At 56.8% G+C, this 14,132-nt stretch carries 17 protein-coding genes and 1 tRNA gene; 13 read left to right on the forward strand and 5 right to left on the reverse strand.

All coding sequences use genetic code 11. The annotated features are described in order from the left end of the window. Positions 1-171: 171 nt before the first annotated feature. From ACOBR2_RS05380 to ACOBR2_RS05415, 8 genes are all read left to right on the forward strand, one after another. Entirely contained in the window at positions 172-471 is a 300-nt protein-coding gene (locus ACOBR2_RS05380; RefSeq protein WP_420239980.1) for a reverse transcriptase domain-containing protein, read from the forward strand. Then, the gene (locus ACOBR2_RS05385) at positions 401-922 is read left to right on the forward strand and encodes an IS630 family transposase (protein ID WP_420236105.1); all 522 of its coding nucleotides are present in this window, start codon (positions 401-403) and stop codon (positions 920-922) included. The genes ACOBR2_RS05380 and ACOBR2_RS05385 overlap by 71 nt, the downstream gene beginning before the upstream one ends. Continuing rightward, complete coding sequence (locus ACOBR2_RS05390) at positions 922-1,428, forward strand: IS630 family transposase (RefSeq protein ID WP_420239962.1); 507 nt, start codon at positions 922-924, stop codon at positions 1,426-1,428. The genes ACOBR2_RS05385 and ACOBR2_RS05390 overlap by 1 nt, the downstream gene beginning before the upstream one ends. A gap of 89 nt (positions 1,429-1,517) precedes the next feature. Next, positions 1,518-2,006 (forward strand): group II intron maturase-specific domain-containing protein, encoded by a 489-nt coding sequence (locus ACOBR2_RS05395; RefSeq protein WP_420239025.1) that lies wholly within the window; start codon positions 1,518-1,520, stop codon positions 2,004-2,006. Positions 2,007-2,262: 256 nt separating this feature from the next. Further along, complete coding sequence (locus tag ACOBR2_RS05400) at positions 2,263-3,432, forward strand: IS4 family transposase (protein ID WP_420236255.1); 1,170 nt, start codon at positions 2,263-2,265, stop codon at positions 3,430-3,432. Positions 3,433-3,442: 10 nt separating this feature from the next. Continuing rightward, positions 3,443-5,392 (forward strand): RHS repeat-associated core domain-containing protein, encoded by a 1,950-nt coding sequence (locus ACOBR2_RS05405; protein ID WP_420239026.1) that lies wholly within the window; start codon positions 3,443-3,445, stop codon positions 5,390-5,392. 43 nt (positions 5,393-5,435) lie between these two features. Further along, positions 5,436-5,864 (forward strand): hypothetical protein, encoded by a 429-nt coding sequence (locus ACOBR2_RS05410; protein ID WP_420239027.1) that lies wholly within the window; start codon positions 5,436-5,438, stop codon positions 5,862-5,864. A 9-nt stretch (positions 5,865-5,873) separates the two neighbouring features. Continuing rightward, entirely contained in the window at positions 5,874-6,359 is a 486-nt protein-coding gene (locus tag ACOBR2_RS05415) for a hypothetical protein (protein WP_420239028.1), read from the forward strand. A gap of 194 nt (positions 6,360-6,553) precedes the next feature. On the opposite strand, the gene tnpC is transcribed toward ACOBR2_RS05415, so the two are convergent. The 4 genes from tnpC to ACOBR2_RS05435 are packed head-to-tail and all read right to left on the reverse strand — an operon-like array spanning position 6,554 to position 8,834. Beyond that, positions 6,554-8,164 carry an IS66 family transposase gene (tnpC, locus tag ACOBR2_RS05420; RefSeq protein WP_420239029.1) on the reverse strand — a complete coding sequence of 537 codons (1,611 nt, stop codon included), beginning with the start codon at positions 8,162-8,164 and terminating at the stop codon, positions 6,554-6,556. Between the two features lie 54 nt (positions 8,165-8,218). After that, positions 8,219-8,344: a hypothetical protein gene (locus ACOBR2_RS05425; RefSeq protein ID WP_420239030.1), complete on the reverse strand. Its 126-nt coding sequence runs from the start codon at positions 8,342-8,344 to the stop codon at positions 8,219-8,221. Continuing rightward, positions 8,335-8,598: an IS66 family insertion sequence element accessory protein TnpB gene (tnpB, locus tag ACOBR2_RS05430; protein WP_420239031.1), complete on the reverse strand. Its 264-nt coding sequence runs from the start codon at positions 8,596-8,598 to the stop codon at positions 8,335-8,337. Before tnpB ends, ACOBR2_RS05425 begins: the two co-directional genes overlap by 10 nt. Before the next feature lie 5 nt (positions 8,599-8,603). After that, on the reverse strand, positions 8,604-8,834 hold the full coding sequence (locus tag ACOBR2_RS05435) for a hypothetical protein (RefSeq protein ID WP_420239032.1): 231 nt from the start codon (positions 8,832-8,834) through the stop codon (positions 8,604-8,606). On the opposite strand from ACOBR2_RS05435, the gene ACOBR2_RS05440 reads away from it, so the two are divergent. Both ACOBR2_RS05440 and ACOBR2_RS05445 read left to right on the forward strand, forming a co-directional pair. Beyond that, the gene (locus ACOBR2_RS05440) at positions 8,826-9,092 is read left to right on the forward strand and encodes a helix-turn-helix domain-containing protein (RefSeq protein ID WP_420239033.1); all 267 of its coding nucleotides are present in this window, start codon (positions 8,826-8,828) and stop codon (positions 9,090-9,092) included. The two genes, ACOBR2_RS05435 and ACOBR2_RS05440, sit on opposite strands and share 9 nt — an antisense overlap. Before the next feature lie 142 nt (positions 9,093-9,234). Next, the gene (locus tag ACOBR2_RS05445; RefSeq protein WP_420239034.1) at positions 9,235-10,392 is read left to right on the forward strand and encodes a tyrosine-type recombinase/integrase; all 1,158 of its coding nucleotides are present in this window, start codon (positions 9,235-9,237) and stop codon (positions 10,390-10,392) included. Between the two features lie 29 nt (positions 10,393-10,421). Here the strand turns inward: ACOBR2_RS05445 and ACOBR2_RS05450 are convergent. After that, positions 10,422-10,498 (reverse strand) — tRNA-Pro (locus tag ACOBR2_RS05450). Positions 10,499-10,642: 144 nt separating this feature from the next. Between ACOBR2_RS05450 and purU the strand changes: the two genes are divergently transcribed. The 3 genes from purU (at position 10,643) to tsaE (ending at position 13,806) form a co-directional block, all read left to right on the forward strand. Next, complete coding sequence (gene purU, locus ACOBR2_RS05455; RefSeq protein WP_420239035.1) at positions 10,643-11,530, forward strand: formyltetrahydrofolate deformylase; 888 nt, start codon at positions 10,643-10,645, stop codon at positions 11,528-11,530. A gap of 86 nt (positions 11,531-11,616) precedes the next feature. Then, complete coding sequence (locus ACOBR2_RS05460) at positions 11,617-13,281, forward strand: NAD(P)H-hydrate dehydratase (protein WP_420239036.1); 1,665 nt, start codon at positions 11,617-11,619, stop codon at positions 13,279-13,281. Positions 13,282-13,332: 51 nt separating this feature from the next. Further along, positions 13,333-13,806, forward strand: a complete 474-nt coding sequence (gene tsaE, locus ACOBR2_RS05465) for a tRNA (adenosine(37)-N6)-threonylcarbamoyltransferase complex ATPase subunit type 1 TsaE (protein ID WP_420239037.1) — start codon at positions 13,333-13,335, stop codon at positions 13,804-13,806. Positions 13,807-14,132: the final 326 nt, after the last annotated feature.

The following is a 14,132-nucleotide window of genomic DNA, read 5'->3' on the forward strand; positions in this document are numbered from 1 at the left end:
ACCAGAAGGGTGTCGTTAATCTGGGATAAGTCTGGGGGGCACCTGTCTACTGCCCAGTCGGCGTCCGGCACGAAGGCGGCGTGAACTCGGTTCAGGCTCTTGTGTGGAACGTGGGAACACACCGACTGTCCGTGGGTGTTGCTCTATATTGAGCGGTGGCTCAAAGCTCCCGTGCAATTGGAGGATGGCACCCTCGAACCCAGAGAGAAAGGGACGCCGCAAGGTTCTGTGATTTCACCCTTGTTGTCCAACCTTTTTCTTCATTACACGTTCGATCACTGGATGACCAAACATTACCGGCTCATCCCGTTTGAGCGATTCGCCGATGACGCCGTCTGCCACTGCGTTATTGACTACTGCATAAATAATGCAATAATACTTTCAGAGGTACGGTACCCCTATGCCCAGACTGAAGGCAAGTGCCGAGCTTTTGGAAGACCGTCGCCGTCGTGCTTTAGCGCTGTTGGATGAAGGCTGCTCGCTCAACGAAGTCGGACGACAGATAGGATGTAACGCGAGTTCAGTGATGCGCTGGCGCGATGCTCGACGGCAGCGCGGAGACGATGCTTTGCAGGTCCGTTTTTCTCCTGGACGCCCCCTGAAGTTGGGTGCTACTGAGCGCAAGAAGCTTGTTCGGCTGTTGCTCAAGGGGCCGATGGCTCAGGGTTATCGCACCAATCTGTGGACCACCGCACGCATTGCCGCGTTGATCGAGAGCGAGTTCGGCGTGAGCTACCACCCGGATCACATAGGCCGGTTGATGCACGATCTCGGTTGGACTCCGCAGAAGCCGGAACGACGCGCTCTGGAGCGCAACGAAGAAGAGATCGAGCGTTGGAAACAAAAAGAGTGGCCGCGTATAAAAAAAACGCCACAAGGCTGGGCGCCCACATCGTCTTTGCCGATGAATCGGGCTTCTTGATGATTCCCAACGTGGTCAGAACCTGGGCGCCACAAGGGGAAACACCTATCCACCGCCATCGCCAAGGACAGCGCGACAAGATCTCGGTGATCTCGGGAATTTCCGTCAGCCCTGGACGACATCATCTCGGTCTCTACTATCTTCTTTTTTACGACAACATCGGGCAGGAGGAGGTCTGTCTGTATTTGCGCGAACTGACGCGCCTCCTGCGCGGCCCGATCATTCTGCTCCTCGACAACTCATCGACGCACAAGGGAAAGCCTATCGAGCAATTTCTCGAAAAGCATCCCCGGCTGCGCATCGAGCACTTTCCGTCCTATGCCCCGCAACTGAATCCAGACGAAGGCGTCTGGTCATTGGCCAAGCGGGAACTGGCCAACAGCTGCCCAAAGGATGTGGACGAACTGATGGAAGACATACTTGGCTCCATTGACGGAATTCGGAACTCGCAGGCAAAACTGCGCGGCTGCATCGCCCAATCCGAGTTGTCCATTTCTTTGCGCTGAATCATTGCATTATTTATGCAGGAATCAATAGTGAAGAGCAGGCGAGGGAACTCAGAGATGCGCTTGAGAAGCGCTTTGCCGAGTGCGGATTGCAGCTTCATCCTGAGAAGACGAAGATCGTCTACTGCAAGGATGATGACCGGCACGAAAATTTCCTGCACGAAAAATTCGATTTTCTGGGGTACAGCTTTCAAGCCCGGAGATCGAAGAACCGCTGGGGAAAATTCTTCGTCAACTTCAGTCCGGGCGTAAGCAACAAGGCAACACAAGCCATCCGAGAGGAAGTTCGCAACTGGCAGTTGCGCTGTCGCGTTGACAAGTGGATCGACGATTTGGCGCGGATGTTCAACCCCATCATCCGGGGTTGGATGACGTACTATGGTCGCTTCTACAAATCGGCGCTTTATCCCGCATTGCGCTATCTGGACCAATGCTTGGCGCATTGGGCGATGGCGAAATACAAACGTCTGAGACGGCACCGCCGGAGGGCTGAGCAATGGGTTTGCAAGACAGCCTTGCGGGATCCACGGCTGTTTGCTCACTGGCCGCTGTTGCATCATGCGCCGACTGGACGATAAGAGCCGGATGAGCGGAGACGTTCACGTCCGGATTCTGTGAGCGCCTGGGGGTGAAATTCCCCCGGGCGACTCGACTCTTTGTTTTCACTAACAGAGAAGACGATGCAAAATTGATCTACCAGATCACTGCTGTCCGGTTGACGACTAACTTGCTGCCTGCAACCGTCTGATGGGCCGAGGGTTGCGGACGTTTTGGGGTGGTGTCGATTTGAAAATGCCGCGATGCTGATTCCAGAGATGCTTTCTGGAGGCGGCTGTGAACGCTGGCAAGTTGCTGTTCGCGCAGTTGATGGACTTCCTTCCGTGGACTTCGTTTGCCCGCAGTGTGGCCCGTTATGGCGGCGACCGCCGGGTGCGCAACCTCAGTTGTACCGAGCAGTTCCGTGCTATGGCCTTTGCTCAGTTGACCTATCGCGAGAGCCTGCGTGACATCGAAGCCTGCCTGTGCGCACAGCCTGCCAAGCTGTATGCCATGGGATTCCGCTCTCCGGTGCGTCGTTCGACATTGGCTGAGGCCAACGAGAGCCGCGATTGGCGCATCTATGCTGAACTCGCGCAACGACTGATGGTCCAGGCCCGCAAGCTCTACGCCACGGAAGACCTCGGCATGGACCTTGATGCCGCTGCGTACGCCTTGGACTCTACAACCATCGATCTGTGCCTGACCTTGTTTCCGTGGGCGCATTTTCGCTCCACCAAGTCCGCCGTCAAGATGCATACCCTGCTCGATCTACGCGGCAACATACCCACATTTATCCGTGTCACCACGGGCGATCTGCACGACGTCAACATGCTCGACGAGATCATTCCTCAGGCTGGCGCTTACTATGTCATGGATCGTGGCTATCTCGACTACGCCCGGTTGTATCGCCTCCACTTGGCCGGAGCATTCTTTGTCACCCGCGCCAAGAACAACTTGGATGCCCGACGTATCTACTCCCAACAGGTGGACAAGCAGACCGGCATTTTGGCAGACCAGTCCATCGCCCTTAACGGGTATCACAGCCGCAAGGATTATCCTAGCCACCTGCGCCGCATTCGCTTTCATGATCCAGAGACCGGCAAGGATCTACTCTTCTTGACCAATCAGTTCACACTACCTGCCGTCACCATCTGCGCTCTCTACAAAAGCCGATGGCAAGTGGAACTGTTCTTCAAATGGATCAAGCAGCATCTGCGCATCAAGGTCTTCTTCGGCACCAGCGAAAACGCCGTCAAGACCCAAATATGGATAGCTGTCTCGGTCTACCTCCTGGTCGCCATCGTCAAGAAGAGACTCGAACTGTCCGGCTCACTCTACACTTTGCTGCAAGTGCTCTCGGTAACTCTGTTCGAGAAAATGCCCATCTCACAGGCACTTCAGCAGAAGGACTACACAAACTCACTAACTGCCGATCCCAACCAACTGATTCTGTTCGACTTTTAACCGGACAGCAGTGAGCGCACAGTTAGCAGCCACTGGCGGTTCGGGAAGTTACAGCTGGGCGATAGCTTCTGGATCGCTTCCCGCCGGTCTTTCGCTGAGCACGTCGGGCATCATTTCGGGTACGCCCAGTTCATCTGCGAACACGACAGACGTCACGGTTCGAGTTACAGATACAAGCTCACCACAGCAACAGGATGTTGCTACGTTAAGTATTGGAGTCGAGGCACAGGGAGAAGGCACATCGAGTGCCGCGCTCTATAGCTATTCGATTCAGACCACAAGTGGCGGCAAGGGTTATGATGCAGCGGGCAATGTTATTGCCGACGCCGATTCAGTAAATGGTAGCTGGTCATTTGCCTATGATAGCCTGAACCGTTTGGCAACAGCTTCCGGAAGCCAGGCAGATAATCCGTATCCCAACTACTGCTGGCAGTACGACAGCTTCGGCAACCGCTTGGCGCAGACCAGCGCCAGCTCGGCCTACGATTCGACGCAATATGGCGGTGCGAACAGTTGCCCAGCCTCCACGGGAACCAGCTCCTGGGCATTGTACAATTCCAGTAACCAGATGACGTCCACGAGCCAGAATTTGAGTCAGGGTCAGTACTACGACGCTGCGGGCAATGTCACCTTCGACGGCGTCAATAGCTATCTGTACGATGGTGAAGGCCACATCTGCGCGGTGGCCAACACGCCAATCGCTGGCCTGACGACCATGACACAGTACCTCTACGATGCCGAGGGAAATCGCGTCGCCAAGGGGACGATCAGTTCGTTCAGTTGCGACACGACCACGAACGGCTTTACGGTGGCGACGGTCTACGTGCTGGGCCCCGGCAACGAGCAGTTATCAGAGATCGCCAACAACGCGGGCACCTGGCAGTGGGCGCACACCAATGTGTACGCGGCGGGCCAGCTGATGGCCACCTACGACGCTGACCTGTCAGGCCATACCGACGGTGCACTCCACTTCCACCTCTCGGACTGGCTGGGCACACGCCGCCAGCAGACTGATTACACCGGCAATCCGGTGCTGAACTTCCTCAGCCAGCCCTACGGTGACGGCCTGACCACCATCCCTGTTTCCACTACGGATGCCGCTGATGCGACCGAGCACCACTTCACCGGCAAAGAACGAGACACAGAATCAGGAAACGACTACTTCGAAGCGCGATACTACGGATCAAATTTTGGGCGCTTTCTGACACCGGATTGGAGTGCAAAGGTCGAGCCTGTGCCTTACGCCAAGATGGATAATCCACAGAGCTTGAACCTGTATGTGTATGTGCTGAATAATCCATTGCGCAGCTTTGATGCGGATGGGCATGAGGGCGCGGACGGCCAAAATGGAAGCGGTTTGAATGGTGGATCCTCCTGCCCTGATCCCCAAAACAACCCCTGCAATGTCGATCAGAAAAAACAAAGCGATCTGCAGAAAAGCACAGATTTGTCTGCGGCCCAACAGCAGGATGGAAGCGCCACAGCTCGGGCTACGGAAGCTGCGGAATCTGTGACAAACTTCGCTATGGCCAAGGTTAAATTTGATGCTGCGATTGCAGCAGGCTCGGCATCGGAAACGGGCGTTGGAGCCGTCGGAGCTGCATATTTGGCAATCTCCGCAGCGGGAAGTGGTACAGCGGCTACTGTGCAGGCGCTTGGGGCCGCAACTGGGTGGACAAAGACTACTGAAACTGGCGCGGAAGCTGTGGCGACAATAACCAGTGTCTCAGGCGCGGGTACGTTGCTTGTAACTGGCAATATGAACAAGGCCGCAACAGCCGCAGCATGGGAGGGGATCGTCACTTCAAACCCGAAAGACTTAGCGACAGGTGGAACCTTGTCTCGCGCAGCCCATGCAGCCGATCTATTGCAAAATATCCACACGGTTCAGAATAGTGTGGTCAACGCCGCTAAAAGTGCATTCAACTCTTACGTTAACTTTGCGCAACAGTATTTCTAACAGGTGCCAATTTGCAAGACCGCCTCGGGGCAGGAGCGAACGCATGGAACGACGAAAGGAAATACGATCTACAATGTTCAAAATAGTCGCTTGGGATGTTGCTCTGCTTTTACTTTTCATGGTAGCCTTCTTGCCCGCGCATCTAAAGATTGCGGCAGCGACGTACCTTCCGACTGTTTTGATTTTCAATGTAGTGATGCTGCGTCGCAACCAGAAAACTGCTGGGACACCTACGGCTCGCGCCGGAGATGGCGCCCGCTCCGGCAGGTCTTCGCTCTACATCTGTTCAGGGATGTTCTTTGCTGGTACGCTCTATGGGCTACTGACGATCTCTCAAGGAGAACTTCCTCGAACGACTCTGCCCTTGCTGTTAGTCCCGCTGTTGCTCGCAGTCTATTGCTTGAAAATGGCGCGGCGAATCACTAACCGTACCCCCAAGTCTGATGCCACGATAACCGATCATTCCCGTTAGAGCTTTTCGTTGAAGGCCCAACAGCAGAACGCCTCTTCAAGCGGCGGCGGCTTTTGGCATCGCCTAGGGCAACATCTGGGTAACATTTTTAGTGGACATTCTTGGAACTACATGATGCGCGAGTCGGTGACGACGAGAATCCTACCTGCAGAGCCAAATGGGTACGTTACAGCTGCTACGAACGCTGCGGGGCTAATCGCTCCTGCTGCCGGGAAAGCAGGAAAAGTTCTGGGACCAGTTGGCTCGATCATTAATTTCGCAAATGATCCAAGTCCGAAAAGCGCAGTAATGAATGGGTTACCGTTTCTGGTTCCTGAAACAGGGGTACCGCTAGCCATTTATGGAGCTGCCGAAGATGGCAGCGGTTTCGTGGCGAATCACGTGATTATTCCTGTTTTCACTCCAGATGCGTCACAGGCAAGAACGATAGACGATGGGAATGGTCACTCCATACCAAATCCCGCCATGATGGATGGGTCAGAGCTTATCCCCTAATAGCTGGGGCTTTCGTGCGAAATGAGAAACGTTCACTATGGGGGAAAGGAAGATCATCATGCTTGACTTGTATTCGCTTCTTAAACCACCAAATATTTATTTGCTGATCGGGTGCATTTTGTTTTCTTTGGCAGTGTATTCGTATCACTCCGGCGAAGCCCATGGTAGACCGGTCTGGGAGCGCTGGGGTAGGCTTACTTTGCCAGATTGGCCTCGTAAGCGGCAGGAGTCAGAGCAGGCAGGGACTGTATGGAGCGGTCTGCCAGACCAGGTAGCACGTCGGCCATGTACTGACGGATGGGGACACCCAGTTTGCGGCAGCTTTCGATGATCGAGAAGATTGCGGCGATTTTTAGCCCTGCTTCCTTGCTGCCGATCTGCAGCCAGTTACGCCTTCCGAGTGCTATTGGCCTCATCGAATTCTCCGCCCAGTTCGTCGAGAGTTCAATAACCGGATGCGCGAGGAAGCAGGTCAGTTTCTCCCAACGCTTCAACGTATAGTCGATGGCTTGCCCAGCAATAGATTTCTTCAGGTACGCGCGTGATGCCTTCATCTTCAGAAGCAGAGCATGCAACTCCGCCAGCAGGGCCGGCGCGCGTTCTTGCCGCAGCGCATGGCGGTCGTCCAGTGAGAGGTTTTGTTCGCGCGCCTCACGATCAATGGCAAACAACTCGTCCATGAGCACGACGGTGCGTTCCAGTCCGCGGTCCGCGGCATGGCTTTTGGTCTGCACTTTGAGGGCGTCGATAAAGCGTCTGCGCGCGTGCGCCCAGCAGCAAGCACGCATCACATCTTTTGTGCCGACATCCTTTTCATATGCGGCATAGCCGTCGGTGTGAAGGATGCCGCCATAATCCTTGAAAAACTCTCGCGGCACTTCGCGTGCGCGCGTCATTTCGAAGTCAAAGATCACGCCTTTTGCTGGTGCCGAGTACTGCCAGAACCAGGCGCGGTGATTTTCGCCTTTTTTATCCGGCGTCTGCACACCGCAGTAGGTTTCATCGGCCTGGATGTATCCGCCGGTCAGCAGGTCGCGCTTCATCGCGCCAACGATGGGGATGAGCAACTCGCCTGTACGCAGCACCGCGTCGTTGATGGTGCTCAGCGCCACGTCGATGCCGGCGTCGCGCCGCAGAATGGCCTGTTGACGAAACAATGGGAGGCTGTCTGCGTATTTACGGATGATGAATTCGATGATGGTCTCATCGGCGAAGATCGACTTCGGCGCAATGCGCGCAGGAACTGTAGCCGTGGCCACGCCTTCTTCTTTGCATGTAGCGCAAGCGCGCTTCTCGCGCATCAGCACGGTCACAAAATACTCAACCGGCTTCATGGACAACAGCTCGGTCCGTTCGTAGCCGATGACCTTGGTCTCTTTGCCGCACCGACCACAGGTACATTGTTCGGGTGCGCAGGCGATGATCTTCTCCACCCGCTTCAGATGGGATGGTAGATCATTGCGTCCAGGATGATTCCTGCGCGCGTTCTGCTGTTTTGTTGCAGAAGATTTGCTCTCTTCATCGTTTGCTGGTGCATCCGGCAGAGGACCACGCTCAACTTCTCCCGCGATTTCTTCGCTGGAGAGAGCGGGCTCACCCGAGAGCAACTCCAACTGCAAGTCGCTCAACTTCTCGCTCTGCTTGCCAAATCTCTTGATGCGCTCCAGCCGCAGCGCTTCGCGGAGTTCCTGAATGATCGCTTCGGCGGCAAACAGGGCCTGATCCTTGCGCGCCAACTGTTGCCGCAGTTGCAGAATATCGGAGGCGGTATCAACCAGCGGAGAGGTTTTCAGTAAGGGATTCACCCTGCTTACATTTTCTCAAAATGCGCTGTGGATATGTCCGTGAATCGCCTGTATTCATGCGGACTTTTGAGATATTTCTACGGTGTCGATCAATGGCTGGCGCAGCCATTTGCGCGGCGTGGTTCTACTCAGATCGATGCCGCCGACCAACAGCGCAAACTGCGCCTGCGTCAGTTGCACATGTCCATCATCGGAAACTGGCCAGTGCAGGCGCCCTGCTCCATACGCCGCGCACAAACCCACGCGCTTGATCCATCGTAGTAGTAGATCTTCATGCGGTCCCGCCGTTTGTTAGCGAACAGGAAGAGATGGCCGCTCTGCGGAGATTGCTGAATGCGGCCAATCACAAGACTGTAAAGACCATCAAACGAGAGCCGCATGTCGGTGGCTCCGGTAGCGACATACACGCGCGTCGCCGCGCCCAGACCGAGCATCGCGCTTACGCCGATTGCGGCAAGCTGCCGCGCGGCGAAACGTTGTCAAGTGCCGCAATCAACCGTCGCAACTCCGCTGCGTCGAAGCCTGCTTCGACCTCAATGCGAAGCCCCTCCGCGAGTACGATCCGAAACTGCCCGCCGCGCCTCGCGCTGGTTATCAGCGTCGAACCTCTGCCTCTTGCGGCATCGTTGGAGGATGCAAACTCAGCGTCTGGAGAGACTGGATGACACATACACGAAGTTCCTCAATCTCCACACTTCTCAATAGGCACATCGAGGTCGAGGTCGACGACGCAGAATTCAGACCTGGAAAGCTATTGGCGGAGCCACTGATTGATTCAGTGAAAGCAGCAGCCATTGTCGGCATTCATCCCAAGACACTTCAGAGATATGCTCGCTGCAGTGTGATACCGGGTATTCAGATTGGTGGCCGGTGGCGATTTCGCGCTTCTGTGATCGATGCGTGGATCTCCCGAAAATACCCAAATTGACACAGATTGTACGTCTCACAGAGCAGAGAAGCTGTCGAAACATCTGCTAGAAATGCAGCATTTGCGAAACCTCCTGACGATGCCACTATCGCATGGACTGGCCATTCACAGTGAGGTATTCTCCAGACAGCCAATCGCTCCCGTGAACGGAGGATTCATGAAGTTCACGAGAGATCATTATCAGTATGGTTCTCTGCGTCGGGTTCCGCGTGCCAAGGGGCCGGATGTTTGGGAATTTCGATTCAGTACGTATGAGAATGGCGCGCGTCAGCAGCGCCAGATAACCCTCAGCACAAGAAAGTATCCCACTGAGGCTGCAGTGAGAAGGAAGGTTGAGGCCCTGCTTCTGAAGCTAAACGAGGATAATACACCGCAAGCGCTCGGAGAACCGACCTTGGGGGCTGTGATCGATGTCTATCTTCGCGAGGAGATGCCGGAACGACCGAAGAGCCAGCAAAACTACCGGTTGTTGATGGAACGGCACATTCGCCCCAATTGGGGAGAGAAAGTGCTTTCGGACGTTCAGCCGTATGGTGTTGAAATCTGGCTTCGGGAGTTACCGCATTCTCCTGAGACCAAACGTCACATCAAGAGCATGATGTACAGGTTGTTCGAATTAGCCATGAAGCGGAGTTGGATTGAGGTCCAGAGGAATCCCATGAGCCTTGTGCATGTAAAAGGCAGGAAACGAGTGGTTGAGAAGGTAGTACTCACGCCGGATCAGATGCAGATCGTTCGAGAGAACCTCAAAGACCCCTATCTGCTGATGGCCGAGTTGGCTTGCTATCTTGGACTGCGAATCTGCGAAGTGCTGGGGCTAAAGTGGGAGGACTATGACCCGGTTGCAAAGACTCTGTCGATTCAGCGCTCTGCCGTAGACGGGGTGGTTGGAGATGTGAAAAGTGAGGCGTCAAGGGATGTGATTCCTCTCTCGGATAACTTCGCCGTCTTGCTGAATCGCTGGCAAAAGGACGCGCCGCCCTCAGGGGAGGGTTGGGTGTTTCCCAGCGTTGTCACCGGGCGTCCCTACCATGCCGGCGCACTTCTTCGCCGTCATCTTCGACCGCTGGCGAAGATGGTCGGGGTTCCGCGGCTGGGTTGGCATACCTTCCGGCACACGTTTCGCAGTTGGCTCGATGCCGTTGGAACTGCGGTCGGCGTGCAGCAGAGAATGATGCGGCACGCGGATGTGGCCACAACCATGAATGTGTATGGAAAAGCGATGATGGACAGCAAGCTCAATGCCCACACAAAATTGCTGGAATACGCTGGTGTGGGGTTTTGTGGGGTTGTGAACTAACCGATCGATAGATAAGTTATTGATTCTAATGGTCGGGGCGGAGGGATTCGAACCCCCGGCCCTCTGCTCCCAAAGCAGATGCGCTACCAGGCTGCGCTACGCCCCGACGGGCAATTTTGATTGTAACGCGAATCTGTCATTTTTGTGCAGCTTGCCCCTTCCACAGGGGGGGGGGCTGTCTGGCAAAATACGTCACAAGGCCCCGGAAGCTATTCCCTGATCCCTGCCGAGACATTAATCTAGTAAAAACATGAACAACTCTGCGGTGTTGTTGATCGATTGCCCCGACCAGCGTGGTCTGGTGGCGCGGGTTTCCAATCTGCTCTACGAAATGGGAGCAAACATTCTTCACGCTGACCAGCATCAGGACCATGCAGCTGGCCTCTTCTTCATGCGCGTCGAGTGGGCTCTGGACTCGGTGGGAAGCAACTCTTCGGGCGAGGGCAGTGGCACGGCGTTTGATCTGGCCACGTTTACTGAAAAGTTTGCTCCGCTGGCTGTCAGCCTGCAGATGCGTTGGAAGCTCTCCACCAGTCAGCATCCCCAGCGTGTGGCGCTTTTCTGCTCGCAGTATTTGCACTGCATGGCCGATCTGCTGCACCGTTGGCGTACGGGCGAGCTGCGTTGCGAGATTCCGGTGATTGTTTCCAATCATCGTTCGGTCGAGAATCTGGCTGCTTTTTACAACGTCCCCTTCGAGTACGTGCCCGTGACCGCCGCCAGCAAGGCTGGGGCCGAGGCTCGTCAGCGGGAGATCGTCGCCCGCCACAAGATTGACCTGATCGTGCTGGCGCGTTACATGCAGATCCTCTCGCCCAAGTTCGTGGAGAGCCATCCGCGCAGCATCATCAATGTGCACCACTCGTTTTTGCCAGCCTTTACTGGCGCCAAGCCCTACCACGCGGCCTATGAGCGCGGCGTCAAGCTGATTGGCGCCACCAGCCACTATGTCACCGAGGTGCTGGACGATGGCCCGATCATCGAGCAGGACGTGGCCCGCATCTCCCACCGTGATCAGGTGGAGGATCTGGTGGAGCGTGGCCGCGATCTGGAGCGCATCGTGCTTTCTCGCGCGGTCCGCTGGCATTTGGACCGCCGCATTCTCTGCTACGGCAACAAGACGGTTGTCTTCGACTAATTCACCGAGGGGGCGCTCTGCAGTGTCCCTTTTTCGGCTGTACCATAATTACGGATTGCGGGCAGAGTTCTGCTCAGGGGATTGCGATGAAGGTTTTTTCTGCTGCCGAGATGCAGGCCTGCGACCGGGCAACCGCCGAGCGCTTTGGCGTTCCTACGCTGGAACTGATGCGGGCGGCGGCGCGGGCCGTGGCCGGGGCGGTGCAGGAGCAGTTTCCGCAGGCGCAGCGCATTACGGTGCTCTGCGGTCGGGGCAATAACGGTGGCGACGGCATGATGGCGGCGCGACTGCTGGCCGAGGCCGGGCGGGAAGTGACGACCATCCTGCTGGGCAGCGCGGAAAATTTTGCTGCGGATGCCGGGGTGGCGTGGCAAGAGTTGCTGGTTGCGGCAAAGCCGGATACGGTCAAAATTGCCGCGACGGAAGAGGATCTGCAGAAGCTCGCACCGTGTTTTGAAGCCGATCTGATCGTGGATGCGGTGTTGGGAACCGGTTTCCGTCCGCCGCTACGAGGGCTGGCTTTGTGCGCCCTGAAGCTCCTCCAAAACCAAAAGAAAATTCTGGCGGTCGATTTGCCCTCGGGTTGGGTGGCCGACGCGACCGCAGCGTCGGCGGAGCAGGCGGTCTATCCTGCCGATGCGGTGGTGACCTTTACCGCGCCCAAGCCAGCGCACCTCTTCGGGCAGTTGACGCGCTCCTGGCGCGATGCCGTGGTGGTTGCGTCCATCGGTTCGCCCGAGGCTGCCGTGGTTTCGCAGCTCGACCTGCACTGGACCGGCTCGGCAGCGGCGCTGGTGCGGGCTCCGCGTCCGATAGCGGCCAACAAGGGCAGCTTCGGCCATGTGCTGGTGGTGGGCGGCAGCTTTGGCACACTGGGCGGCAAGGCGGGCGCTCCGGCAATGGCGGCGCTGGCCGCATTGCGCGCCGGGGCAGGCTTGGTGACGGCGGCTGTGCCCTCTGCGGCGATGAGCCTGGTAGGCCAAATTGCCCCGGAACTGATGGTCTGGCCGCTGGAGTGCTCGACGCAGGGTGGGATCAACGCAGAGAATCTTGCCCCGGAAAGGCTGGAGCCGCTGCTCAAGGGCAAGACCGTGCTGGCCGTGGGGCCTGGACTGGGGCAGGCCGACGAGACAGCCCGCTTTTTCTCCGGTCTGCTGCAGGTTTCAAGAATTTCCGCCGTGATTGACGCCGACGGACTGAATTTGTTGGCCGGGCGGCCTGAGTTCTTGCAGGAATTGGCGAGGGAGCGCACACTGGTGCTCACGCCGCATCCGGGCGAGATGGCGCGGCTGGTGAACACGACCGTGGCTGAGGTGCAGGCCAACCGATTGGAGGTTGCTCGCAGCTTTGCCCGGCAGATGGGTGTGACACTGGTTCTGAAGGGAGCACGCACCGTGGTGGCGCATCCCGATGGCCGCGTGGCCGTGAATACCAGCGGCAATCCCGGCATGGCCAAGGGCGGCAGCGGCGATGTTTTATGTGGGCTGATCGTCGGTTTGCTGGCGCAATTTCCGCACAATGTGGAGCAGGCCGTGGAGGCTGCCGTCTATTTGCATGGACTTTCCGCCGACCTGGCCGTTGAGCGCGTGGGCGAGCGGGCATTGCTGGCGACCGACGCACTCCATGATGTGGGACGAGCGGCAGGGATCGATCCACTGCACACGGTTGCGTCTTATGGTCAGACCAGCTATGTTTTCCTGCAGGGCCTGCCGCATTGTGAGGCAGAACACAGCCTCTACCGGAAGGCGTGACCGAGAGTAAGCAAGGCAGGGCCAGAGCAGTTTTTTTGAGGGGGAACAAACATGAGTCAGATCATCGCGCCTACTGCGGGCCGCGTTTTTCAGTTCACCACGGCAAGCGGAGCCGACACCATTGAGGTAGGCCGCAAGCTGGTTGAGCTGCTTGCGCCGCCGCATCTGCTCATTCTGCGCGGCGACCTTGGCGCAGGCAAAACCACTCTGGTCAAGGGCATTGCCGAGGCGCTCGATGCTGCCGAGGCCGACGAGGTGACCAGTCCCACCTTCACCCTGCTGCATGAGTACGATGGCACACGGCAGGATAAGCCCATCAAGCTTTTCCATCTGGATGTGTACCGGCTGGAAGGTGAGCGGCAGCTAGAAACCCTCGGATTGGACGATCTGCTCACCTCCGATGCTCTGGTGCTGATCGAGTGGGGCGAGAAGTTCAAGAGCATTCAGAAGAAGTCTACCGGCGAGATCGTCATTGTGAACACCGGCGGCGATGCCCGCCAGATTACGGTCACCCTGAAGGGGTAAAACAGCTGTCAGCTCTCAGCTTTCAGCTTTTTCTTGCGGGGACGACAATCTTTGGTTTAGCCCAAGTCCTCTCACTGGCACGATGGGCTGAAAGCTGAGGGCTGTAAGCTGTACTTCCAGTTGACAGGCGGTCCTGTTGCCGCCCATACTTCCTACCATGCGGATTGCAAATCATTACGGAGCGGGAGCAATGGCCATGTGCATGTGTGCGTGCTGTGCCATGGGACCCGTCCGTGAGGCTGACAATCGGCTCTAGCGCCAAGGCGCAACCAAGATTGAAGTCAAAACGGCCCGGGTCCCGCAGAGGATCCGGGCCGTTCTTTGTT

The organism is Telmatobacter bradus (assembly GCF_048629425.1).
Lineage (GTDB): Bacteria > Acidobacteriota > Terriglobia > Terriglobales > Acidobacteriaceae > Telmatobacter > Telmatobacter bradus.